Here is a 23,553-nt window from a genome sequence, read left to right as displayed (position 1 = left end):
AAGTACGGAAAGAATCTCAGCGTGTCGGACAAGAACAACAAGAAATCCGGCGGTTTCGGTGAAACCGTCAGCGTCATCGTGCAGGCTCTGCTTCTGGCGCTCGTCATCCGCACGCTTCTGTTCCAGCCATTCTCGATCCCGTCGGGATCGATGCGCCCCACCTTGCTCGAAGGCGACTACCTCTTCGTCACCAAATGGGCCTATGGCTACTCGAAGCATTCGCTGCCCTTTTCGCCGCCGCTGTTCGAAGGCCGCATCTGGGGTTCGGAGCCGGAGCGCGGCGACGTGGTGGTGTTCAAGTTCCCGCCCGACCCGTCGCTCGACTATATCAAGCGGGTGATCGGAATGCCGGGCGACACCGTGCAGATGCGCGAGGGCCAGCTCTTTCTGAATGGCGAAGCCATTCAGCGGGAACTGGTGGACGAACTCGACAATCCCGACATTACCGAGATGGCCCGCCCCGTCGAAGTCTGGCGCGAAACCCTGCCGAATGGCGTCTCCTACGACACGCTTGACCTGTCGCCCAATTCCATCGGCGACAATACGCGCGAGTTTCAGGTGCCCGAAGGCCACTATTTCATGATGGGCGACAACCGCGACAATTCGACCGACAGCCGGTTCTCGGTCGGTTACGTGCCGGCCGATCACCTCGTCGGCCGCGCCAACATCATCTTCTTTTCCATGTCGGGCGGGGCGAGCCCGCTCGAAATCTGGCGCTGGCCGAGCGAACTGCGCTTCTCACGCCTGCTCAATTCCGTCGAGTGATGGCGCGGGCGAATAGCGACGGCGTGGCGCTCGCGGTCGCTGTCGAAAAGATCACGGGCATCGCGCTCGCCGATCATGATCGGCTGCTGCGCGCGCTGACCCATGCGAGCGTTCAGTCCGGCGCATCCGAACATTACGAGCGGCTTGAATTCCTGGGTGACCGCGTGCTCGGGCTGGTGATCGCCCAGATGCTGTTCGAGGCACATCCCGATGCCGACGAAGGCGAGCTTTCGGTGCGGCTGAACGGGCTGGTGAATGCCGAGACGCTGGCCGAACTTGCCGACGAGATCGGCCTGACGCCGTTGATCCGCACCGGTGCCGAGTTCGGTTCGCTGTCCGGCAAGAAGCGGATCAACACGCGCTCCGACGTGATGGAGGCGCTGATCGCGGCGATCTATCTCGAAAAAGGGCTGGAAGCGGTGCAAGGGTTCATCCTCGCCAAATGGGCCAAGCGCGCCAGGGGCGAGGCGGCCGGACGGCGCGACGCCAAGACCGAGTTGCAGGAATGGGCGCATCAACGCGTGAAGGTTTCGCCGGTCTATCGCGTGGACAGGCGCGAAGGACCGGATCATGATCCCGTTTTCACGGTCAGCGTGCTGATCGAGGGCATGGCGCCGGGGCAGGCGCAGGGCCGCTCCAAGCGCGAGGCCGAGCAGGCGGCGGCAACGGCCATATTGAAGCGCGAAGGCGTCTGGAAGGACGAGACACGATGAACGACGAATCTGCCAATGCCGAGGGTCCGACCCGTTCGGGATTCGTCGCGCTCATCGGCGCGCCCAATGCCGGCAAGTCGACGCTCCTCAATCAGCTCGTCGGCTCCAAAGTGTCGATCGTCACCCACAAGGTCCAGACCACGCGCGCCATCGTGCGCGGAATCGCCACACACAAGCGTTCGCAGATCGTGTTCATGGACACGCCCGGCATCTTCAAGCCGCGCCGCCGCCTCGACGAGGCGATGGTGACGACCGCCTGGGGCGGCGCGAAGGACGCCGACACGATCGCCCTCCTGATCGACGCGGAGCGCGGTATTCGCGGCGATGTGGAAACGATCCTCGAACGGCTGGAAAATGTCCGCCAGCCGAAGATCCTGATCCTGAACAAGATCGACCAGGTGAAGCGCGAGGATCTCCTGGCCCTTGCCGCCAAGGCGACCGAGAAGGTCCGGTTCGAGCGCGTCTTCATGATCTCCGCGCTCAACGGCTCGGGCTGCACGGATTTGCTCGACTATCTCGCCGACGCGGCGCAGGAAGGCCCCTGGTACTATCCTGAGGACCAGATTTCCGACCTGCCGATGCGCCAGCTTGCCGCCGAAATCACGCGCGAAAAGGTCTTCCTGCGCCTCCACCAGGAACTGCCCTATTCCTCGCATGTAGAGACCGAGGGCTGGAAGGAAAAGAAGGACGGATCGGTCAGGATCGATCAGGTCATCTATGTCGAGCGTGACAGCCAGAAGAAGATCGTGCTCGGCAAGAAGGGCGAGACGATCCGCGCCATCGGTCAGGCTGCGCGCGAGGAACTGGCCGAGATCATGGAGCAGAAGGTCCATCTCTTTCTATTTGTGAAGGTACGTGAGAACTGGATCAACGATCCCGAGCGCTATCGCGAGATGGGACTTGAATTTCCCCGCTGACGCGTCGAACGTCGCCTGATGGAATGGCATGACGACGGCATCATCCTTGGAACGCGCCGGCATGGCGAGACGAGCGTCATTCTCGAGGTGATGACGCGCGATCACGGCCGCCATCTCGGCCTCGTGCGCGGCGGGCGTTCGCGCAGGATGCAGCCGGTGCTGCAAGCCGGCAACCGCGTCGAACTCGTCTGGCGCGCGCGGCTGGACGAGCATCTTGGCTTCTTCGCGGTCGAGCCAGTGGAACTCAAGGCGGCGCAGTTCATGGACAACGCCGCCAGCATCTACGGCCTGCAACTTCTGGCCGCGCATCTGCGTCTTTTGCCGGAGCGCGATCCGCATTCGGGCCTCTACGAGACGCTGGCGGTGGTCCTCGACCATCTGCGCGAACCACAGGATGCGGCCGAACTCGTCGTCCGCTTCGAGCTTCTGGTGCTGGAAGAACTCGGCTTCGGTCTCGACCTCCAGCGCTGCGCCGCGACCGGCGCGCGCGAGGGTCTCGTCTACGTCTCGCCGAAGACCGGCAGAGCGGTCTCGCGCGGGGCGGGCGAACCCTGGCGCGACAAGCTTCTGGCGCTGCCCGAGTTCCTGCAACGCGGCTCGAAACGGCAGGGCGACGAGGCGGCGATCGCCGACGCCTTCAAGCTGACCGGCTTCTTTCTTGCCCGCCACATCTACGAGCCGCGCGGCATGGACGAACCCGATGCCCGCATCGGGTTCATCGCCGCGCTCAGGAAGGCGCTCGCCAGGATCCCATCGCATAACGGAGAAAATGCCGCATGACCGCAGTCGAAATCTTTCCCGGCCACGTCGTTCCGCGTGGACTGGGCACCATTCCCCATGCGGATGTCGAAATTTATTCGGGCCTGGAGTTGCTGCGGCGCGTCGTAAGCGGCGAATACCCGGCGCCCTCGATCGCCGCCCGCATCAATTTCGCGCTGGTCGAAGTCGGCGAGGGGAGAGCCGTCTTCAAGGGAATGCCGGGTGCGCGGCACTTCAACCCGCTCGGTTCGGTCCATGGCGGCTGGGCTGCGACGGTGCTCGATTCCGCGCTCGGCTGCTCGATTCACACGCTGCTCGCGAAGGGCGAAGGCTATTCGACCGTCGAGATGAAAGTGAATTACCTCCGCCCGATCAGCGAGAAGACCGGTGTCGTCACCTGCGAGGGCAAGGTCGTCAGCAAGGGCCGCACGCTGGCCGTCTCCGAGGCGCGCCTGACGGATGCAAATGGCAAGCTGCTGGCGATCGGCACCGAAACCTGCGCGATCTTTCCGATCGCGAATCTGGCGGCAAGGTAGCGCATGATGTTGAAAAGTGGTTGCCGGCTTTCGGACGACATCATGCGCAATTGAAGAGCCTACTCCGCGGGCGCCAGAGCCGGCCGGTCGACCGGCCGCTCGGCGATCGGCCAGTGGACGATGGCTGCGAAGATGCCGAGCGCGACGCCCAGCCACCAGACCGGGTCGTATGACCCGAAGGCGTCATAGAGATAGCCGCCGAGCCAGACGCCGAGGAACGAGCCGATCTGGTGCGACAGGAAGACCAGTCCGCCCAACATGCCGAGATAGCGCGTGCCGAACATGATCGCGACCAGCGCGTTCGTCGGCGGCACGGTCGAAAGCCAGAGCAGCCCCATCACGATCGAGAAGACGATGACGGCGGTCGGCGTCTGCGGCAGGATGAGGAAGGCCGTGATGGCGATGGAGCGGCCGATATAGATCAGCGCGAGAAACATCGGCTTTGAATATTTCTGGCCGATGACGCCTGCGGCGAGCGAGCCGATGATGTTGAAGAAGCCGATGAAGGCGAGCGCCAGAACGGCATAGCGCGCATCGATGCCGAGATCGCCGATATAGGCGGGGAAATGCGCGGTGATGAAGGCGACCTGGAAGCCGCAGACGAAGAAGCCCGAGACGAGCAGGAGGTAACTCCTGTGCGCGAAGGCTTCGCGCAATGCCGCTCCCATCGATTGTTCGTATTGCGCCTGCGGCACCGACCCCGTCCTGGAATTGCCGACGAGCGGGATAGCCAGGATGGGGATCAGGAGCATCATCGCGCTCATGATCATCAGCGTGTCGGACCAGCCATAGGCGTCGATCAGGCCCTGGCTGACGGGCGCGAAGACGAACATGCCGGCAGAGCCCGCAGCCGTTCCGATGCCGAAGACGACGGAACGCTTTTCGGGCGGCGTGTTGCGGCCGAAGGAGGCGAGCACGATCGAGAACGAACTGGCCGCGACGCCGAGGCCGACGAGAACGCCGCCCGAAATGTGCAGCATGGTCGGCGTGTCTGCGGTGGCCATCAATGCCAGGCCGGCAGCATAGAGCAGCCCGCCGAAGGAGAGCACGCGCCATGTCCCGTAGCGGTCGGCGATGGCGCCGAAAACCGGCTGACCGAGGCCCCAGAGCAGGTTCTGGATCGCCATGGCGAGGCCGAAGGTCGTCCTGTCCCAGCCTTTCTCGGCCAGCATCGGCAATTGGAAAAAGCCCATCGCCGAGCGCGGCCCGAACGCCATGCCGGCGATGATGCAGCCGCAGACGATGAGGAGCCACGGCACGGATCGTTTTGCAGGGCGGTCGGCGGGGATCGTGGTCATGGCGCGCTTCTCGATTGATGGCGCAGACTAGCCGAGCGATTGTTCAAACGGAAACGAATTGAAACGATGGATCGTTCAATTCCGCTGATTGGTCAGCGTTGCGGGAGAGGCCAACCGGGCGAGCCCGGCTGGCCGGGAAGCGGCACCTGGCCGGGCAGAGGCGGGCGCGTCGGATCGAAATAGACCGGTCGCTCGCGCCTGAATTCCCTTAGCGGAATGTTGGTCGGCGTCTGGATGCCGGGGCCTGTCTGCGCGATTGGCGGTGCCACCGTCACGCGCGGGCGGTTATAGGGGATCTGCCGGGAAGACGCGCCGGCGGGTGGCACGTCGATCATCATGCCCGGTTGCAGGTGGTTCGGCCGCAGGCCGGGATTGGCCTGCATCAGCCTCTCGACATTCACGCCGCAGGCTCGAGCGACCGCCGACAGCGTGTCGCCGCGCGAAATCGTGATCCGATCGGGACAGGCAAATGCCGGTTGGACGGCGATGGCGGGCAGCGAAAGCATTCCGGCAAGGGCGAAGCGGGCAAGGTTCATCAAAGCAATCTATGGCGCGCAGTGCCGATTTGCACCTGCCCTCCGCCTATTGTGATGGCGCGCGCGGCAGGAGACGCGGAGCGACGGGGATGGTCAGCCCTTTTGCCTCGAAGGCGCTCTTTGCCTTTTGCGTCATGTCGATCTTGGTCTTCCAGAAATCGGCCGTTGCTGTCCAGTAGTGGAGCGTGACGCCGACGGCCGCGTCGCCAAGCGTTGCGACGAAGGTTTCGGGCGCCGGTTCCTCGAGGATGCGCTTTTCATTGGCCGCAAGATCGAGCAGGACCTGGCGCGCAGTCGCGACGTCGTCGCCATAGGCGATGGTGAGCGCCAGTTCGGTGCGCCGCAGTGGATTGCGGGTGGCATTGGTGACCGGCACGTTCCAGAGCAGGCTGTTTGGCGCAAAGATGTAGAGCCCGTCCACGCCACGCAGTTCGGTGGCGAAAAGGCCGATTTCCTCGATAGTGCCGGAGATGGTCGGCGTGGTGATGAATTCGCCGACGCGGAAGGGGCGGAGGACGAGAAGCATGATGCCGGCGGCTATATTTTGCAGCGTACCTTGCAAGGCGAGGCCGATGGCAAGGCCAATGGCGCCGAGTGCGGCGATGATGCTCGTGGTCTGAACGCCGAACTGTGCCAGGACCGTGACGCCGACGAGGACCAGGATCGTATAGCGCAGCACCCTGGAGAGAAAACGCCGCAGCGTTTCGTCGAAACCCTTGACCCGCCCGAGCCCGGTATGGAGCCAGCGTTCGAAGATGCCGGCCGCGACATAGCCGATGACAAGAAGGACGAGCGCGCCGAGGAACGACAGCGAATAGGCGCCGATTAGCGCGCCTGCCTCACGCAGCGCCAATTCGGTCATGGTCAGCGCTTCGGCGGCTCGGATTTCAAGTTCGTCCATTGGTGATTCCATCCCCTCTGTCGCAGCGCATTAAGCCCTGTGCAAACGCGAAAACCAAGCCGTGCAAGGCGCTGGACAGGCGTCCCAATTCGGCCATAATCGGGGCGCGAAAGCGAAAATTCGCCGGCCTCGGAAAGGTGTCGGCGAGCCGGAGTTGGAGGAGCAAGGCCGGCGCCCGACTTTCCCGAGGAAGTCAGCCGCAATGGCATCCGCACCGCTCGCTTCAGGCATCACGTTGCGCGCCGCCCGCATCGGCGACGAGGATGCGCTGGCCGCGCTTGAGTCGCGCGTCTTCACTCACGACCGCATCTCACGCCGCTCCTTCCACAAGCTGATCGAGCGCTCGACGGCCGAGACCACCGTCGCGATCCGGGACGGCACGATCGTCGGCTATTGCATGGTGCTGTTTCGAAAGGGGAGCGGCGTCGCGCGGCTTTATTCAATCGCGGCCGACGCGCAGATGCAGGGAACCGGCCTTGGCCGAACGCTGCTCGCGGCTGCCGAACATGCCGCCTATGAGCATGGCCGGATGCTGCTGCGGCTGGAGGTGCGCGAAGACAACCCCCGCGCCATCGCGCTTTACGAGAAGAACCACTACCGCCGCATCGCGATCGTGGACAATTATTACGAGGATGGCGTCGCAGCGATCCGCATGGAAAAGCTGCTTCATGGCGAGGTTCGCTCGACCAAGGTGCCATTTTACGAACAGACCGCCGACTTCACCTGCGGGCCATGCTGCCTGATGATGGCGATGGCGCATTTCGATGCCGACTACGTGCCCGAGCCGGTGAAGGAAATCCGCCTTTGGCGCGAGGCGACGACGGTCTTCATGATGTCGGGGCCCGGCGGATGCGAGCCTTTCGGCATTGCAGTCGCGGCGCACGAGCATGGTCTCATGTCTGAAATCTTCGTTTCGCATGAAGGCCCGCTCTTCCTGCAATCGGTGCGCGACAAGGAAAAGCGGCGTGTCATGCTGCTGGCGCAGATCGATTTTCGCGCCCGCATCGCCGAATACGGCGTCGCCGTCCACGATCGCGCTTTCATGCTCGACGATATTCGCCGGGCGTTGAAACAAGGGCGCCTCGTGATGGTTCTTATCTCGGGCTTCCTGATGTTCGGCAAGAAGGTGCCGCATTGGGTCCTGGCCATCGACGACGATGGCGACCACATCTTCATCCACGACCCCTGGGTCGAGGACGAGCACGGCGAGACGGCTTCCGACGCGGCGAACGTGCCGGTGCCCTATGAGATGTTCATGCGAATGGCGCAATTCGGCCATCCCCCCTTGCGGGCCGCCGTCGTGCTCGGAGACAGACGAAAAACATGACCTGGGTCATCCTGACCGGCCGCAAGAGCGACCTCGACCAGTTCGAAACCCCCCACAAGATCATCACCAACCGGGACTACCTGACGCATCCGTCGCTGTTTCGCACGCAGCGGCCGAAGATCATCAACCTGTCCGGTTCCTACGCCTACCAGAGCCGCGGCTACTACGCCTCGCTTCTGGCGGGCTCGCGCGGCCACCGCATCATCCCGTCGGTCGAGACGATGATCGACCTTTCGGAAAAGAAGCTCTATGAGGCGTCGCTGCCCGAGTTGGAACAGGCGCTCAACCGATGCCGAAAGGAACTCGGCGGCGCCTTTCCGACGAGGGTCGGCGTCTTTCTCGGCATCGGCCCGTCGAAGGCGTGGGAGCGTTTCGCGCGCCTCCTTTTCGACTGGTTTCGCGCGCCGGCGCTGGAAGTGACCATACGCGACAATGGCGAATGGGCTTCCATCGGCCGCATTGGCTTTCTGCCGCTCGCGCGCATGAAGGACGACGAGAAAACGCGCTTCCTCGCCGCGCTCGACACCTATACCGCGCGCGAATGGCGCGACACCAAGCAGCGCACGCCGTCGCGCTATTCCTTTGCGACGCTGGTCGATCCGAAGGAGGAACTCCCGCCATCGTCCATCGCCTCGCTCAGATACTGGTCGCGCATCGCCGCCAAGATGGGCGTCGAGGTCGAACCAATCGGCAAACGCGACCTGCCGAAGCTGGCGAATTACGACGCGCTGTTCATCCGCGAGACGACGGCGATATCGAACCACACCTACCGCTTCGCCCGCCGCGCCCAGCAGGAGGGTATGCCCGTCATCGATGATCCGCTGTCGATGATCCGCTGTACCAACAAGGTCTATCTCAACGAGTTGATGGAGGCGCACAACGTTCCCGTCCCGCCGACCGTGATGATCGCCGGTGCTGCGGATCTGCAATTGGCGGCCGATATGCTCGGCTTTCCGCTCGTGCTGAAAATCCCCGACAGCGCGTTTTCCCGCGGCGTCAAGAAGGCGAACGGTTTCGAGGAATTGAAGACGCTCGCGGCCAGATGGCTGGAGGATTCCGATCTCCTGATCGCGCAGAAATATTCGCCCACCGATTATGACTGGCGGATCGGCGTCCTCGGTGGCCAGCCGCTCTTTGCCGTCCAGTATCTGATGGCCAAGAAGCACTGGCAGATCGTCAACCACGACCGGCGCGGTAAGCCCGACGAAGGCGGCTTCCGCGCCTTCACGCTGGCACAGGCACCCGCCCATGTCGTCGAGACGGCCGTGCGCGCCGCGCGCTGCGTCGGCGACGGGCTCTACGGTGTCGATCTGAAGGAAATGCCGAGCGGCGAAATCTACGTCATTGAGGTCAACGACAACCCCAATCTCGAACATGGGGTGGAAGATGCCGGCGAGAAGGACGAGGTCTGGGTGCGGCTGACAAAATGGTTCCTGAACCGCCTGGAGAAGCAGGGGCGTTAGACGAGCGCCGCTTCGATCTTGGTGAACCGCGCCAAAAAGGCATTCTGCACCAGCATGGCAGCCTGCGGCTCGAGCGCCAGTTCGCCCGCCGTAACGCCCGTCGGGCGGCCGAAGAACTTCACCGCTTCGGCCATGCCGAAGCCGGCCAGTCGCGTCGCCTCGTGATAGGCGGCGATCTGGTCGGCACGCTTGATCGCCTTCCTGATCGGCGCGGGAAGCGTCGACGGCAGGCCGAAGCGCAGATGGATCGCGACTTGGAGCCGGTGCTCGACGATGCGGTAGCTGTCGCCGATCTGCTGCTTGAAGGGCGAGATCATGTCGCCGATGACGTATTCGGGTGCGTCATGCAGCAGCGCCGCCAGTTGCCAGCGCGGCTCCAGTTCCGGCTCGATAGAGCGCAGGATGGTTTCCACGACCAGCGAATGCTGCGCGACGGAAAAAGCGTGCGCGCCATGGGTCTGGCCGTTCCAGCGCGCGACGCGGGCGAGCCCATGCGCGATGTCGCCGATCTCGATGTCGAGCGGCGAGGGGTCGAGAAGATCGAGCCTGCGGCCGGACAGCATCCGCTGCCAAGCGCGCGCGGGAGCGCCGCGCCGGTCCGGCATCAGTCTGCTGTCTTCGGTTCGGGCAGCGTGTAGCGCGCCCAGGCGGGAATCGTCAGCGTCAGCCTGGCGTCGCCAGCGAGAATGTCGTGACCGGCGTCGAGCGCATCCTTGACGCGGTCGATCCGCACGATGGCGATGCCCTTGCCTCGCGCATTCGAGCCGAGCGTGCCGACCGGACGCCCGTCGACGGTGATTTCGGTGCCGGCATCCGGCAGCGCATCGTCGCTCGCCGCGATCATCACCCGCCGCCGCGCCGTTCCGCGATGCTGCATCCGCGACACCACTTCCTGCCCGACGAAACAGCCCTTCCTGAGCCCGACGCCGCCATTCTGGTCGTAGAGAACGTCATGCGGGAAGACGTCGGAGAGATCGTAGTCCGCGCCGCTTTCGGCGATGCCGTTTTGTGCGCGCAGCGCGGTCCAGGTGGCTTCATCGGCGGTTGCGGGTGGCGTCGTCGCATAGTGCCGCAGGACGACGTCTTCGAAGCGAAGGTCGCGCACGGATGACCCGGATTGCGAAGACCTGGAATCATCGCCCCATGAAACGGCGACAAGTGCCTGATCCTGTTTGACGATCCCCACCTTGGCGCGCAGTTTGTAGATGGTCAGCCGCTTGACGAGATCGTCGGCGATGTCGGCGCGGCATTCGAGCCGCAATCCGTCATCGGACTGAAAGATCAGGAAATCGAACAGGATCTTGCCTTGCGGCGTCAACAGCGCGCCGGGCTTTGCCTCACCGGGCGCAAGCGCCGCCAGATCGGGGGTGATCAGATTTTGAAGGAAATGCTCGGCCTCCGGCCCGTCGATGGAGACGATGGCGCGGGATGTGAGGTGTACGGTCGGCATGAAGCGACTCGGAAGGCTGTTGCGTGACGCCGCTTAGGTAGGCGCAAGCGTCCCTCGCGGCAAGCAGATGCGCTCACTCGCCGCCGATGAAGAACTCCCATTCGCCATCCGGCGAGATGCCTGTGCGAAAGAAGATGTAGGTTCCATAGGCTTTCATCTCCTCATAGTCGCCGGCCGTGACGAGCTTGAAGAGTTCGACGCGCTGCGGCGGCGTCAGATCGCCGATCGGGAGCGCGACGAAATAGGGCCAGGCATAGATTTCGTCGTCCGTGCCGATATCGAGATGGACGAAGCCGGCAGCCAGGACCTCGTAGAGGATAGCCAGGATTTCGTGGCCCTCGTCGTCGCCCGAAAGGCTCTTCAGATGCTCGATCGGATCGCCGACGACGGCCGAGAGCGAAAGCTGGGTCGCATTCGGACCTGTGGAAAGCAGCGCCCGCAGCGCCTCGATATCGCCAGCCTTGCACGCCGCCATGATTGATTCCCGCATCCGGCGGACGGGCTCGGGCAGAAGCATGACGTCGTAGAGCACGCGTGGCGTTTCCTCGGCGACCTTGGCACCCGGCGTCGCCGGACGAAGCGGGTCGGGCAGGGGAACCTCGAGGTCGGGCAGGTTCGGACCGCGCTCGACGCCTGGAACGGATTCGCGGTCTGGCTGCTCTTCCGGTTCCTCCATCTGCACCTCCTGCAACTCGCTGAAGGCATGGGCCGGCACCGCCAGGATGAGACCGGCAAGACAGACGGCTGGAAGGAAACGAACGGCGCTTTTCATGGCCGCAACGCTATCACGACGATGAGGGATTTGCGCGCGGCAAAATCGTCAGTGCAGCTTCTTGTCGCCGTCGAATGCGCCGGAAAGCGCCAGCTTGCGCATCTTTTCAAGAAGGAGAACGGCGGAATCCTCGCCGGCCGTCTTGACCAGTTCGCGCAGCGCCGTCGACAGCGCCGCCTCGGCGATGATTTCCGGCTCGATGCCCGCCGAAAGTCCCTCGGCCCACGCCTCGCAATGGCTCTCGACCGCCGTCAGCCGCTTTTCCTCGCGGATGATGGCGTCGATGTCGTTGAGGCTGTAGTTCATCGGCTAACCCCCGGCGCCGAGATCATCGGCATTTGGCATTTGTCGTTGAGGACTGGTTAAGCCTTTTTACCACAGCAAAAATGTCACGCATCGAGACTTTGATTAAAAAGTTAATCGAATGCTAATTGCCGAAGCGCGCGGCCGTGTCGCGGGTCAGCTTCTCGCCTTCTTTCATGTAGCGCGAAATGGCCTCGATCGCCGATGGCGTGCAGCGCGTATAGTTGGCGTCGAATGCCTGGTAGCCGGCATTGAAGTTCGCGACGAACTTGGCGCGGCGTGCCTCATCGGGGTTCTCCGCCTCCAGAAGCCGCTCCATATGGACGAGCCACTCGTCGCTCGCCTCGCCGCAAAGATTGCGCAGAAAATGGAGCGAGCCCAACACTTCCGACAGCCGCACCAGATTGGCTTCGAAGGGCGAATCCGCCGCGCGCGCGAGCCCACCCGGTTCCGTTGCCAGGCCGGCGAGCAGGACGAGGCGGGCGATGAGGCGCATGTGCTAGCGGGGTCCGTTCCAGGTGACGAGGCCATCGTTTAATCGCTCGCCTGTCGGGCCGCAATGTGACGCGGCGATCTCGCGCGCGAATTCCAGCGTCGACGCGGTGACGTCGAGCCTTGCCATCTCGCCGGGCGTGAACCAGCCGAGGCTTTCGGCATCGTCTGCGGCGAGCGCCTCTCCGGTGGCCTCGTCTGCCTGAAACACGTCGAGTTCAAAGATCATGTCCTCACTCTCGATCTCGATCCGGCGCAGGAGCGTCAGCCTGCCTGTGACGAGCCCAGTTTCCTCCGTCAGTTCCCGGCGGGCCGCATCCTCCGCGCTTTCGCCCGTCTCGCACCGCCCGCCCGGAAAGGCATATTGGCCGCGCGCTGCGCCGCGCCCGCGTTTGACCAGCAGGAAGCGCCCCTCCCGCACAAGTGCGACGGAAGCGGCGGCGATGCGTTTCATCGGATGGCTCTCCCGTTATTCAGTCCCGTCCCCTAAATAGGGCGCATGTGTGGACGTTTCGTATTGACCCAGACGGCGGCTGAGATCGAGGCGCTGTTCGCGATCATGCCGCTCGAGGGCGGGCTGGCACCTCCCTTCAACATCGCGCCGACGCAGCCGATCCTGATGATTGCAGCCGGCTATCGCCGCGAGCCGGGCTCGAACCTGCCCGACCGCCGCGCCGAACTCGTCCGCTGGGGCCTTCTGCCGTCCTGGGTCAAGGATGTGAAGGCGTTTCCGCTGCTGATCAATGCGCGCTCGGAGACCGCCGCCGAGAAGAACGCCTTCCGCGCCGCCCTTCGCCACCGGCGCACGCTGGTGCCGGCATCGGGCTTCTATGAGTGGAAGCGTGACGGGAAGGGCAGGCCGCAGCCTTACTTTCTCAAGCCGCGCCATGGCGGCGCGCTGGCCTTCGCCGGGCTGATGGAAACCTATATCGACCCGAAGGGCAGCGAGATGGACACCGGGGCGATCCTGACGACGTCGGCCAACGAGAAGCTGGCGCCGATCCACGACCGGATGCCGGTCGTCGTTCACGAGCAGGATTTCGCCGAATGGCTCGACTGCGTCGGCAACGAACCGCGCGACGTTTCGCATCTGATGCGTCCGGCCGAGCCGGACCTGTTCGAGGCGATCCCGGTATCGGACCGCGTCAACAAGGTCGCCAATGACGACCCGGATCTTACTCACCCGGCGCTGGTCGCGCCGGAGCCTGTTGCCGGGAAAAAGCCGAGGCCGAAGGCCGGTCAGCTCGATCTTTTTTAGGCCGACTTCTTCATCGTCTGCGGCGACTTCGGCTCGGCCGTGCGCTTGCGCGGCGCGGCAAGCACGGCTGCCAGGATCGCTGCCGGGCCGATATTGCGGTAGTGCTGGGTCAGCGACATGTATTCGGCGCGCTGGCGTTCGGTCTTGGTGGCGAGGACGGGCATCTCAATCTCCTGTTCGGTTGTCCGGCGGCTACCCGCCCGAGGTGGGGATCGAATAAGACCAAAGCTTGGCCGCAAGGATGGCCGATGCGGACAATTCAGTTCAATTTGTAGCGTCATGCTTAACGCATTCTTTATGCGGCATTTTTGCCACGCGAACGGCCATTCGGCGGCCGTATTTCCGCCCTTGACGCGCCTTGATGGCAGCGCGATAAAGCAGGCCATGAAAACGCAGCTCGCCATTACCGGCATTTGCATTATCGGCTAGCAGTCTGCTGGTCTGGACGTTTTCGCCCTTCCGATCGTGAACGAGAAAACCTCCCGGCCAGCCGGTGGAGGACTGGTTCCGTGGGAAGGTTGACGCATGACTGAAGCGCCGCAACTGCGCTTGACCAATACGCTGACGAAGACGAAGGAGGTCTTCCGGCCGATCGATCCGCAAAACGTGCGGATGTATGTCTGCGGCCCCACGGTCTACGACTTCGCCCATATCGGCAATGCGCGCCCGGTCATCGTGTTCGACGTGCTGTTTCGCCTGCTGCGCCATCTCTATGGCGAGGCAAACGTCACCTATGTGCGCAACATCACCGACGTCGACGACAAGATCAACGCGCGCGCCCTGCGCGATTTTCCCGACCTGCCGCTTAACGAGGCGATCCGCAAGGTCACTGAAACGACGGCGACGCAGTTCCATGAGGATGTGAAGGCCCTCGGCTGCCTCCCGCCGACGCACGAGCCGCGCGCGACCGAATTCGTGCTGCCGCGCGCGGACGGCAAGGCCGACATGGTCGGCCTGATTCAATCTCTCATCGATCGCGGCCATGCCTATGCGGCGGAAGGGGAAATCCTCTTCGACACGGTCTCGATGGAGGATTACGGCAAGCTCTCGGGCCGCAACCTCGAAGACCAGCGCGCCGGCGCCCGCGTCGCCGTCGACATCCACAAGAAGAACCCCGGCGATTTCGTGCTCTGGAAGGCGTCGAGCGAGGCCGAGCCCGGCTGGGATGCAACCTTCACAATCGGCGGCAAACCGCTGGCGATCCGCGGCCGCCCCGGCTGGCACATCGAATGCTCGGCCATGTCGGCCGCCTATCTGGGCGAAATCTTCGACATCCACGGCGGCGGCCTCGACCTCATCTTCCCCCACCACGAAAACGAAATCGCCCAGTCCCGCTGCGCCCATGGGACCGAGGTGATGGCGAATTACTGGCTCCACAACGGTTTCTTGCAGGTCGAAGGCCGCAAGATGTCGAAGAGCGAGGGGAATTTCGTCACCATTCACGACCTGCTGCACACGGAAAAATTCGGCGGGCGGAAGTGGCCGGGCGAGGTGCTGCGATTGGCAATGCTGATGACGCATTATCGCGAGCCGATTGATTTTAGCGTGAGGCGGCTAGAGGAAGCGGAAAGCACCTTGCGCAAGTGGTTGCGGATTGCAGATCAGGCACCCGTCCAAGGCGATGTTTCGCAACCTATACTGGACACGCTTGCGGACGATATGGCCACCAGCGACGCGTTTCATGCTCTTTCGCAATTGGCGGGCAGGGGCACGGACGAGGCTGCGGCATCGCTGAAGGCCACAATCGCATTTTTGGGATTCGAGCCGGAAACGATTGATGTCGATGAAGATGCCGTGAAGCGTTTTGTCGCCAACCGCCTCGCCTTCATCCGCGACAAGAACTGGACCGAAGCCGACCGCATCCGCGACGAGCTTCTGGCACAGGGCATCCAGTTGAAGGATGGCAAGGATCCGACGACCGGGGAGCGCGTGACGACGTGGGAGGTGAAGAGGTGAGCCTGCCCAACAAACCCGTCTACACCGGCGGCTGCCAGTGCGGCGCGGTGCGCTTCCGCATCGAGGGGGCGCTGACTTCCGTCTCGATCTGCCATTGCCGCATGTGCCAGAAGGCGTTCGGCGCGTTTTACGCACCGCTTGCGACGGCGCCCGAAAACGGGCTCGTATGGACACGCGGCGAGCCCAAGCGCTACCGTTCGTCGAACCACGTTCTGCGCGGCTTTTGCGCCGAATGCGGCACGCCGCTGACCTACGAGGCGCCTGACGGCATCGCGCTCGCCATCGGCGCGTTCGACGATCCGGCCTCGGTGGCGCCGACGAAGCAATGGGGCATCGAAGCCAAGCTTCCCTATGTCGACGATCTTGCGCCGCTGTCTTCGGAGCGCACGGAGAGCGACGGCGCCGCTCCATTTCTCGCCGATCTGAAATCGTTTCAGCACCCGGATCACGATACCGAATCCTGGCCGCCGAAGGACCGGACATGACCCGCGAACGCATCTATCTCTTCGACACGACATTGCGAGACGGCCAGCAGACGCCGGGCGTCGACTTTTCCGTCGAGGACAAGATCGCGATCGCGGGAATGCTCGATGCGTTCGGCATCGACTATGTCGAGGGCGGCTATCCCGGCGCGAACCCGACCGACACGGCGTTCTTTCAGGAAAAGCGCACGTCGAAATCGACCTTCGTCGCCTTTGGAATGACCAAGCGGGCAGGGGTCTCGGCATCGAACGATCCCGGCCTCGCTGAACTTCTCCAGGCGAGGGCAGACGCGATCTGCTTCGTGGCCAAAAGCTGGGACTATCACGTCCGCATCGCGCTCGGCTGCACGAATGAAGAAAATCTCGACGCGATCCGCGCCTCCGTCGAGGCGGCGAAGGCGGCGGGCCGGGAGCCGATGGTCGATTGCGAGCACTTCTTCGACGGCTACAAGGCCAATCCGGCCTACGCAATGGCCTGTGCAAAAGCGGCATACGCCGCCGGCGCCCGCTGGGTTGTCCTATGCGACACGAATGGCGGCACGCAGCCGGCCGAGCTGCGCGAGATCGTTGCTGCGGTGATCGCTTCCGGCATTCCCGGCGACCATCTCGGCATCCACGCCCATGATGACACCGGGCAGGCGGTGGCGAACTCGCTCGCCGCCGTCGAGGCGGGCGTGCGGCAGGTGCAGGGTACGCTGAACGGCATCGGCGAGCGCTGCGGCAACGCCAATCTCGTCACCATCATCCCGACGCTCGTCCTCAAGCCGGCCTTTGCAGAGCGCTTCGAGACCGCGATCACCCCCGGAGGGCTGGAGGGCCTCGCACGGCTTTCGCGCGCCTTCGACGAACTTCTGAATCGCGCGCCGAACGCCCAGGCGCCCTATGTCGGCGCGTCGGCCTTCGCGACCAAGGCTGGCATCCACGCCTCGGCAATCCTCAAGGAGCCGCAGACCTATGAGCATGTGCCGCCCGAAACGGTCGGCAATGCGCGTAAGGTCATGGTTTCGGATCAGGGCGGGAAGTCGAATTTCATCGCCGAACTGAAGCGGCGCGGCATCGCCGTCGACAGGGCCGATCCGCGTCTCGACACGCTGGTCTCGCTGGTCAAGGAGCGCGAGGCGCAGGGCTACGCCTATGAGGGCGCGGATGCCAGCTTCGAGCTTCTGGCACGGCGCACGCTCGGCCCCGTGCCGGATCTTTTCAAGGTCGACAGCTTTCGCTGCATGGTCGAGCGCCGTTTCGACGCCAATGGCGAGTTGAAGACGGTATCGGAAGCGGTCGTGAAACTGACGGTCGACGGCGAGGCGAAGATGTCGGTCGCAGAAGGCCATGGCCCGGTCAATGCGCTCGATCTTGCCTTGCGCAAGGATCTCGGGAAATTCCAGGCGGAGATCGAGGACCTCGAGCTGGTCGACTACAAGGTGCGCATCCTCAATGGCGGCACCGAGGCAATCACCCGTGTCCTGATCGAATCGCGCGACGCGGCCGGCGCGCGCTGGTGGACGGTGGGCGTCTCCGACAACATCATCGACGCCTCGTTCCAGGCGCTGCTCGATTCGATCGTCTACAAGCTGGTGAAGGCGGGCGAAGAGGCGCGCATCGCCGCCCAGTGATTGCACCATCAACCGGATGCGATTGGTGCATCAATGATTTGCGATGGTCGCAAACGGGCGGGCGTGCGACACCGACCGCACGCTGAACCGGATGAATGCAGACTGAAATGAACGCACCCCACGCCCCGATGCAGGCCGAACAGCCTGAGCCCTTGCGCGGCTTCGCCTTCGCCGGCGCGGCCTATCTCCTGTGGGGGTTCATGCCGCTCCTGATGAAGGCGCTCGACCATGTGCCGGCGTCGGAAATCGTCGCCCATCGCGTCGTCTGGTCGCTTCCCGTAGCGGCGATCATCCTCTTCGCCATGGGGCGGACCGGGGACATCGGGCCGGCGCTGCGCTCGCCGCGCACGCTGTTGATGGCGACGCTGACGGCGGCGCTGATCTCGGTCAATTGGGGCGTCTATATCTGGGCCATCGCCGTCGACCGCACGGTCGAAACGGCGCTGGGCTACTACATCAACCCGCTGGTGACGGTGGTGATGGGCGCGGTGCTGCTGGGAGAACGGCTGTCGCGAGCCCAACTCGTCGCCGTCGGCCTGGCGGCCGTCGCCGTCGCGATCCTCACCTGGGAGGCCGGCGGTCTGCCCTGGGTGTCGCTGGTTCTTGCGCTCAGTTTCGCGGGCTATGGCTTCCTGCGCAAGACGCTGCCGATCGGACCCAGCCAGGGCTTTTTTCTCGAAGTCCTGATCCTGACCGCGCCGGCGGTGCTGTGGATCGGCTATCTGGCGACGGCCGGCACCAACAGCTTCCGGCTCGACATGCCCCTCGACATGGCGCTGCTGGTCCTGTGCGGTCCGATCACGGCCATCCCGCTGGTTCTCTACGCCTTCGGTGCGAAGCTCCTGAAGATTTCGTCGATCGGCATCATGCAGTATATCGCACCGACCATGATCGCGATCATCGCCGTCTTCGTCTTCGGCGAACCGTTCGGCACCGCGCGGCTGGTCGCCTTCGGCTTCATCTGGACGGCGCTGGCGATCTATACATGGTCGATGTTCACGCAGCGCCGGGCAAGCGCTGCCGAGGCCGTCGCGGCTACATCCGTTCGATGATCGCCGGATCGCCCTCGGCGTCGGTAGTCTGCCGGGCGGCATCGAGGATCGCCGGTACGATCCGCGCCGGCTCGGCAACCACGAGCGGCCGAACCATGTGCTGCGAGTGGATGAACCCCTCGGCCTTCATGTGATCGATCAGCGCCAGCATCGGGTTCCAGAAGCCCGCCACATTGCCGAAAACCATCGGCTTTTCATGTCTTCCGAGCTGGGCCCAGGTCATGATCTCGACGATTTCCTCGACCGTGCCGATGCCGCCGGGCAGAGCGACGAACGCATCGGAACGCTCGAACATGGCGTGCTTGCGCGCGTGCATGTCTTCGGTAAGAATCACTTCGTCGAGATGGTCGAGTCCGGCCTCGTCTCCCGCTTCCTTGCGGATCAGGAACCGGGGAATGATGCCGGTGACGTTGCCGCCCGCCTCGATCGTGCCGTTGGCGACGGCGCCCATGATGCCTTTCAGCCCGCCGCCATAGACGAGCGTGAGACCGGCTTTTGCAATGGCCTCGCCCAGCGTGCGGCCGGCTTCGAGATAGATGGGGCTGTTGCCCGGCGAGGACCCGCAATAGACGCAGATGGATCGAATCGTGCTCATGATCCCAATGGGTAGGCGCGTAATCCGTGAGGTCAAGTCTTGGCTGTGGCCTTTTTCTTGTAGCGGTGCGGGAAACCGGATAAACCGGGCTTTGCCGGCTTTGAGACCGGTTTCGGGAAGGCACGAATGGTCGCGAACTGGCTGAAAATCTTGTTGTTCGCCGCAGGCGGGTCCACCGCTGCGGCTGCAATGGTCTATTACACCGGCATCCATGATCCATGGGCGGTGGAGGAAAGTTCCGCGCCGATGGCTGCGGCCGAGCCCGACGAGCCGCAATCTACGGCCGAAACGCCGCAAGAAGAAGATGCGCCGCAGGCTGCGGAGGACGTTTCCGCAGGAGAGGCGACACCCGCCGCGCCCGATGATGTGGCGCAGGACGCACCTGAAACGCCTGGAGCGCCCGCCGAGGTCGCGGCCGTAGCGGAACCGGAACAGGCGGAGGCGAACGACGATCTCGTGGTGCCGTCCTTCGACATCGTTCGTGTCGAACCCGACGGATCGATGGTGATCGCAGGCAGCGCCGAACCGAATTCGGATCTCGAAGTCGTGTCGGGCGCCGAAATCATCGCGCGCGCCGAGGTGGGACCGTCCGGTGACTTCGCTGCCGTGCTCGACGATGCGCTGCGCCCCGGCGACTATCAGATCGTGCTGCGCTCGACCGGCCCCGGCGAGGGGCTGGTCACGACATCCCTCGAAACCGCCGTCGTTTCCGTCCCGGATACGCAGGACGGGCAGGTTCTGGCCCTCGTCGAGGAACCGGGCGCGCCTTCGCGGCTGATCACCGTCCCGGAAGTTCAGGCCGAAACCGTGGTCACGCAGGAGAAGGCCGCGATCGATGCAGTTCCAGAGTCCTCCGCCGCACCCGTCGAGGATGCGCCGGGCGACCAGTCCTCAGCAGAGATTTCAGCCGCCGCGCAGGACGCTGCCGATATGGAAGAAGAATCGGCACCGGCCGTAACGGGCGACGATGCGCCTGCCGAACCGGATGCCGATAGGGCGGCGGATGAGGCAGGCGACGAGCCGCAAATAGCCGCGCGATCTGATCCCCGGACGTCCCCGACCCAGGACAGGCCGGCAAGTCCGCGCAATTCGCTCGCAGTCGAGGCGATCGAGATCGAGGGCGGAACGGTGTTCGTGGCCGGGCGGGGTGCCGCAGGCACGACCGTGCGCGTCTATGCCAACGAGATCCTGCTCGGCGAGACGCGCGTGTCGGAAGGTGGGCGCTTCCTGATCGAAACGCAGACCGAATTGCCGGTGGGCGACTATATCGTGCGCGCCGACGTCATCGGCCCCGGCGGCGAAGTGACGGCCCGCGCAGCGGTCCCGTTCCAGCGCGAACCGGGTGAGGCGGTGGCAGCCGTCGCGCCTGCCGAGCGCGCGCCCGCCGAAGCGGGAACTGCCGAATCTGGAACTCCCGCCGCCCCGCCCGCTACCGCACGAGAGGAGGTCGCTCCTGCCGGTGATGGCGCCGGGACGGTCGTCGGCGGCGTATCGTCTTCGACCGGCAATGCCACTCCCCCGGCCTCGTCGCAGTCTCAGGCGCAAATCGGAGGCGAAGCAGCGGCCATCGAGGCTGAATCCGATGCAGATGCACCAGCTGCCGCCGCCTCCGCCGATCGGCCACCTGCCGATCCAGCCGACGAGATCGCAGCCCCGCCGGGCGCTGCGACGGCCGGCACCGGTTCGGCGCGGACTGACGACGCCATGCCGCAAGCCGCTGCAATTGCGGAAACGATGGCCGAACCGCTTCAGGCTGCCGATGGCGCAGTCATCATCCGGCGCGGCGATACGCTGTGGCGGATTTCCCGGCGCGTCTACGGGCGCGGCGTGCGCTATTCGACCATCTATCTCGCCAATCAGGAACAGATCCGCGATCCAGACATGATCTGGCCAGGTCAGGTCTTTGCCGTTCCCGACGAGACCGAGGAAGGCGAGAAGGCGGATATGAGCACGGTTTCCGACCAGATCGCCCCGGTCACCGACAGTCAGTAAATGCAAGGCCGCCTCCAGGGGCGGTCTTGCCATTTCATCGTTCATCGTATATCGACGATGAACGATGAAGACCGATCAAATCTGCAATGCGAACGAGATGGCGGCACGGCTTGGCGCTCTGGCCCACCCCGCGCGTCTTCATATTCTCAAGCATCTGTCGTCGCGACCAGCCTGCTGCTGCAAGGAGGTCGTCGAATGCCTGGACCTCGCCCAGTCGACGGTTTCGCAACATCTGAAAATTCTGGTCGAGGTGGGGCTCGTCACCTATCGCCCCGAGCGGCCGCGTTCGCGCTATGAGGTCGACCGCGAGGCTCTGGCGAGCCTGTCGCGCGGTGTCGCCGGCCTGATCGACATGTGCTGCGCCAACCATGCCGCGGCAACCCACTCTTCGCAGGACAGCAAAATTGGCATCTAAGACCGTATCGGCCGACAGCGGCTCCGTCTTCGCGACGCTGGTCAATCTGTGGCCTTATATGTGGCCCGACGACCGGCCGGACCTGAAGATGCGCGTCGTCTGGGCGACGGTTTTCCTCGTCGTCGCCAAGCTGATCCTCGTCCTCGTGCCCTATTTCTTCAAATGGGCGACGGATGCGCTGAACGGAGAGTTCGTCGCCCCCGATTACATCCCCGCCATCCTCGTCGCCCCGGTCATGCTGGTGCTGGCCTATAATGCCGTGCGCATCGTCCAACTCGGCCTCAACCAGTTGCGCGACGCGCTCTTCGCAAAGGTCGGGCAGCACGCGGTGCGCCAGCTTGCCTACAAGACCTTCGTTCACATGCACGAATTGTCGTTGCGCTTTCACTTGGAACGACGCACCGGCGGCCTGTCGAGGATCATCGAGCGCGGCACCAAGGGCATCGAATCCATTGTCCGCTTCACCATTCTCAACACGGTGCCGACGATCCTCGAATTCGCGCTGACCGCGATCATCTTCGCCGTCGCCTATGGCTGGATCTATGTCGCCATCATCGCCGTCACGGTCTGGCTCTACACCTGGTTCACGGTCAAGGCGTCGGACTGGCGCATCCAGATCCGCCGCGAGATGAACGACAGCGACACTGATGCCAACACCAAGGCGATCGATTCGCTGCTGAATTTCGAAACCGTCAAATATTTCGGCAACGAGAAGATGGAGGCCGGCCGCTTCGACAAGTCGATGGCGCGCTACGAGGATGCCGCGACCAAGACCTGGACCTCGCTCGGTTGGCTGAACTTCGGCCAGGGCGTCATCTTCGGCGTCGGCATGGCGCTGGTCATGGCGCTGTCGGCGTGGGAGGTCGCGCGCGGCACCCACACGCTCGGCGATTTCGTCTTCATCAACGCCATGCTGATGCAATTGTCCGTGCCGCTCAACTTCATCGGCTTCATCTACCGCGAAATCCGCCAGGGCCTGACCGACATCGAGAACATGTTCGATTTGCTCGACGTGCCGCAGGAGGTCACCGACAGGCCCGGCGCCAAGGCGCTGGTCATCGAGGAGGCGACCGTTCGCTTCGACGACGTGCATTTCGCCTATGATCCGGCACGGCCGATCCTGAAGGGCGTCTCGTTCGAGGTGCCCGCCGGCAGAACGGTGGCGATCGTCGGCCCGTCCGGTGCGGGCAAGTCGACCGTCTCGCGGCTTCTCTACCGCTTCTACGACATCGGCTCGGGATCGATCACCATCGACGGGCAGGACGTGCGCGACGTGACGCAGGAGAGCCTGCGCGCCGCCATCGGCATGGTCCCGCAGGACACGGTGCTCTTCAACGACACCATCGCCTACAACATCCGCTACGGCCGCGTCTCGGCAGGCGAGGACGAGGTCCGCCGCGCGGCCGAACTGGCCCAGATCGGCCCCTTCATCGAGCGCCTGCCGGACGGCTACAAGGCGATGGTCGGCGAGCGGGGGCTGAAGCTTTCGGGCGGCGAGAAGCAACGTGTCGCCATCGCGCGGACGATTCTCAAGGCCCCTCCGATCCTCATCCTCGACGAGGCGACATCCGCGCTCGACACCCAGACGGAACAGGAGATCCAGGCAGCGCTCGACCTGGTCTCGAAGGGCCGCACCACCATCGTCATCGCGCATCGCCTGTCGACCGTCATCGGCGCCGACGAGATCATCGTCCTGAAAGACGGCATGATCGCCGAGCGTGGACGCCATGCCGACCTGCTTCTGGCCAAAGGGCTCTATTCGGCGATGTGGGCACGCCAGCGCGAGGCGAGCGAGGCGGAGGAAAAGCTGCGCAAGGCGCGCGAGGAGGATGAGCTTGGCGTTGTCGTTCGCCGCCGCACCCCAGAAGTGAGCGAGGAACAGCCGGCGGAGTGATGCGTTGCGGGTTGGGGGATGTTCGGCTAATCAGGTCGCACTCCCCAATCAGATCAGAGCAGCG

26 protein-coding genes are annotated in these 23,553 nt (G+C 64.0%); 15 read left to right on the top strand and 11 right to left on the bottom strand.

The features are described from left to right. The first annotated feature begins 21 nt into the window (after positions 1-21). The 5 genes from lepB to PZ895_RS12085 are packed head-to-tail and all read left to right on the top strand — an operon-like array spanning position 22 to position 3,690. Positions 22-765 carry a signal peptidase I gene (gene lepB / locus PZ895_RS12105; protein ID WP_275839241.1) on the top strand — a complete coding sequence of 248 codons (744 nt, stop codon included), beginning with the start codon at positions 22-24 and terminating at the stop codon, positions 763-765. Further along, positions 765-1,478 (top strand): ribonuclease III, encoded by a 714-nt coding sequence (gene rnc, locus PZ895_RS12100; RefSeq protein WP_275839240.1) that lies wholly within the window; start codon positions 765-767, stop codon positions 1,476-1,478. Before lepB ends, rnc begins: the two co-directional genes overlap by 1 nt. Further along, positions 1,475-2,395 (top strand): GTPase Era, encoded by a 921-nt coding sequence (gene era, locus PZ895_RS12095; protein ID WP_275839239.1) that lies wholly within the window; start codon positions 1,475-1,477, stop codon positions 2,393-2,395. Before rnc ends, era begins: the two co-directional genes overlap by 4 nt. An 18-nt stretch (positions 2,396-2,413) precedes the next feature. Further along, a complete protein-coding gene (gene recO / locus PZ895_RS12090; protein WP_275839238.1) occupies positions 2,414-3,175 on the top strand; it encodes a DNA repair protein RecO in 762 nt (253 codons plus the stop codon). Next, complete coding sequence (locus PZ895_RS12085) at positions 3,172-3,690, top strand: PaaI family thioesterase (RefSeq protein WP_275839237.1); 519 nt, start codon at positions 3,172-3,174, stop codon at positions 3,688-3,690. The genes recO and PZ895_RS12085 overlap by 4 nt, the downstream gene beginning before the upstream one ends. Positions 3,691-3,749: 59 nt before the next feature. Here the strand turns inward: PZ895_RS12085 and PZ895_RS12080 are convergent, their stop codons facing one another. From PZ895_RS12080 to PZ895_RS12070, 3 genes are all read right to left on the bottom strand, one after another. After that, the gene (locus PZ895_RS12080; RefSeq protein ID WP_275839236.1) at positions 3,750-4,988 is read right to left on the bottom strand and encodes an MFS transporter; all 1,239 of its coding nucleotides are present in this window, start codon (positions 4,986-4,988) and stop codon (positions 3,750-3,752) included. Positions 4,989-5,080: 92 nt separating this feature from the next. After that, the gene (locus tag PZ895_RS12075; protein WP_275839235.1) at positions 5,081-5,524 is read right to left on the bottom strand and encodes a LysM peptidoglycan-binding domain-containing protein; all 444 of its coding nucleotides are present in this window, start codon (positions 5,522-5,524) and stop codon (positions 5,081-5,083) included. A 46-nt stretch (positions 5,525-5,570) separates the two neighbouring features. After that, the gene (locus tag PZ895_RS12070; protein WP_275839256.1) at positions 5,571-6,386 is read right to left on the bottom strand and encodes a mechanosensitive ion channel family protein; all 816 of its coding nucleotides are present in this window, start codon (positions 6,384-6,386) and stop codon (positions 5,571-5,573) included. A gap of 241 nt (positions 6,387-6,627) precedes the next feature. On the opposite strand from PZ895_RS12070, the gene PZ895_RS12065 reads away from it, so the two are divergent. Then, on the top strand, positions 6,628-7,752 hold the full coding sequence (locus tag PZ895_RS12065) for a peptidase C39 family protein (RefSeq protein ID WP_275839234.1): 1,125 nt from the start codon (positions 6,628-6,630) through the stop codon (positions 7,750-7,752). Further along, positions 7,749-9,215: a RimK family protein gene (locus tag PZ895_RS12060; protein WP_275839233.1), complete on the top strand. Its 1,467-nt coding sequence runs from the start codon at positions 7,749-7,751 to the stop codon at positions 9,213-9,215. Before PZ895_RS12065 ends, PZ895_RS12060 begins: the two co-directional genes overlap by 4 nt. Here PZ895_RS12060 and PZ895_RS12055 read toward each other — a convergent pair. The 6 genes from PZ895_RS12055 to PZ895_RS12030 form a co-directional block, all read right to left on the bottom strand. Beyond that, the gene (locus PZ895_RS12055) at positions 9,212-9,820 is read right to left on the bottom strand and encodes an HD family hydrolase (RefSeq protein WP_275839232.1); all 609 of its coding nucleotides are present in this window, start codon (positions 9,818-9,820) and stop codon (positions 9,212-9,214) included. The two genes, PZ895_RS12060 and PZ895_RS12055, sit on opposite strands and share 4 nt — an antisense overlap. After that, complete coding sequence (locus PZ895_RS12050) at positions 9,820-10,665, bottom strand: folate-binding protein YgfZ (RefSeq protein WP_275839231.1); 846 nt, start codon at positions 10,663-10,665, stop codon at positions 9,820-9,822. Before PZ895_RS12050 ends, PZ895_RS12055 begins: the two co-directional genes overlap by 1 nt. Before the next feature lie 73 nt (positions 10,666-10,738). Then, positions 10,739-11,437 carry a hypothetical protein gene (locus PZ895_RS12045; protein ID WP_275839230.1) on the bottom strand — a complete coding sequence of 233 codons (699 nt, stop codon included), beginning with the start codon at positions 11,435-11,437 and terminating at the stop codon, positions 10,739-10,741. 48 nt (positions 11,438-11,485) lie between these two features. Continuing rightward, on the bottom strand, positions 11,486-11,743 hold the full coding sequence (locus tag PZ895_RS12040) for a hypothetical protein (protein ID WP_252926217.1): 258 nt from the start codon (positions 11,741-11,743) through the stop codon (positions 11,486-11,488). Between the two features lie 121 nt (positions 11,744-11,864). Continuing rightward, the gene (locus tag PZ895_RS12035; RefSeq protein WP_275839229.1) at positions 11,865-12,236 is read right to left on the bottom strand and encodes a TIGR02301 family protein; all 372 of its coding nucleotides are present in this window, start codon (positions 12,234-12,236) and stop codon (positions 11,865-11,867) included. A 3-nt stretch (positions 12,237-12,239) separates the two neighbouring features. Further along, entirely contained in the window at positions 12,240-12,686 is a 447-nt protein-coding gene (locus PZ895_RS12030) for an NUDIX domain-containing protein (protein WP_275839228.1), read from the bottom strand. Between the two features lie 45 nt (positions 12,687-12,731). On the opposite strand from PZ895_RS12030, the gene PZ895_RS12025 reads away from it, so the two are divergent. Next, on the top strand, positions 12,732-13,490 hold the full coding sequence (locus tag PZ895_RS12025; RefSeq protein WP_275839227.1) for an SOS response-associated peptidase: 759 nt from the start codon (positions 12,732-12,734) through the stop codon (positions 13,488-13,490). Here PZ895_RS12025 and PZ895_RS12020 read toward each other — a convergent pair. Then, a complete protein-coding gene (locus PZ895_RS12020; protein ID WP_275839226.1) occupies positions 13,487-13,654 on the bottom strand; it encodes a transcriptional regulator in 168 nt (55 codons plus the stop codon). The two genes, PZ895_RS12025 and PZ895_RS12020, sit on opposite strands and share 4 nt — an antisense overlap. A gap of 361 nt (positions 13,655-14,015) precedes the next feature. Here PZ895_RS12020 and cysS point away from each other — a divergent pair, with 361 nt between their 5' ends. From cysS to rarD, 4 genes are all read left to right on the top strand, one after another. Continuing rightward, a complete protein-coding gene (gene cysS / locus PZ895_RS12015; protein WP_275839225.1) occupies positions 14,016-15,446 on the top strand; it encodes a cysteine--tRNA ligase in 1,431 nt (476 codons plus the stop codon). After that, entirely contained in the window at positions 15,443-15,931 is a 489-nt protein-coding gene (locus tag PZ895_RS12010; protein WP_275839224.1) for a GFA family protein, read from the top strand. Before cysS ends, PZ895_RS12010 begins: the two co-directional genes overlap by 4 nt. Further along, positions 15,928-17,541 (top strand): citramalate synthase, encoded by a 1,614-nt coding sequence (gene cimA / locus PZ895_RS12005; protein WP_275839223.1) that lies wholly within the window; start codon positions 15,928-15,930, stop codon positions 17,539-17,541. Before PZ895_RS12010 ends, cimA begins: the two co-directional genes overlap by 4 nt. Before the next feature lie 95 nt (positions 17,542-17,636). Beyond that, positions 17,637-18,593 (top strand): EamA family transporter RarD, encoded by a 957-nt coding sequence (gene rarD, locus PZ895_RS12000; protein WP_275839222.1) that lies wholly within the window; start codon positions 17,637-17,639, stop codon positions 18,591-18,593. On the opposite strand, the gene PZ895_RS11995 is transcribed toward rarD, so the two are convergent. After that, on the bottom strand, positions 18,577-19,188 hold the full coding sequence (locus PZ895_RS11995) for a TIGR00730 family Rossman fold protein (RefSeq protein WP_275839221.1): 612 nt from the start codon (positions 19,186-19,188) through the stop codon (positions 18,577-18,579). The two genes, rarD and PZ895_RS11995, sit on opposite strands and share 17 nt — an antisense overlap. Positions 19,189-19,314: 126 nt before the next feature. Between PZ895_RS11995 and PZ895_RS11990 the strand changes: the two genes are divergently transcribed. From PZ895_RS11990 to PZ895_RS11980, 3 genes are all read left to right on the top strand, one after another. After that, complete coding sequence (locus tag PZ895_RS11990) at positions 19,315-21,180, top strand: LysM peptidoglycan-binding domain-containing protein (RefSeq protein WP_275839220.1); 1,866 nt, start codon at positions 19,315-19,317, stop codon at positions 21,178-21,180. A gap of 64 nt (positions 21,181-21,244) precedes the next feature. After that, on the top strand, positions 21,245-21,595 hold the full coding sequence (locus tag PZ895_RS11985; protein WP_275839219.1) for a metalloregulator ArsR/SmtB family transcription factor: 351 nt from the start codon (positions 21,245-21,247) through the stop codon (positions 21,593-21,595). After that, positions 21,585-23,489, top strand: a complete 1,905-nt coding sequence (locus PZ895_RS11980) for an ABC transporter ATP-binding protein/permease (protein ID WP_275839218.1) — start codon at positions 21,585-21,587, stop codon at positions 23,487-23,489. The genes PZ895_RS11985 and PZ895_RS11980 overlap by 11 nt, the downstream gene beginning before the upstream one ends. Positions 23,490-23,553: the final 64 nt, after the last annotated feature.

It is taken from the genome of Mesorhizobium sp. YIM 152430 (assembly GCF_029210365.1).
Taxonomy (GTDB): Bacteria; Pseudomonadota; Alphaproteobacteria; order Rhizobiales; family Rhizobiaceae; genus Aliihoeflea.
Note: the sequence above shows the minus strand (reverse complement) of the source record. Positions and strands in the feature narration are given on the sequence as shown.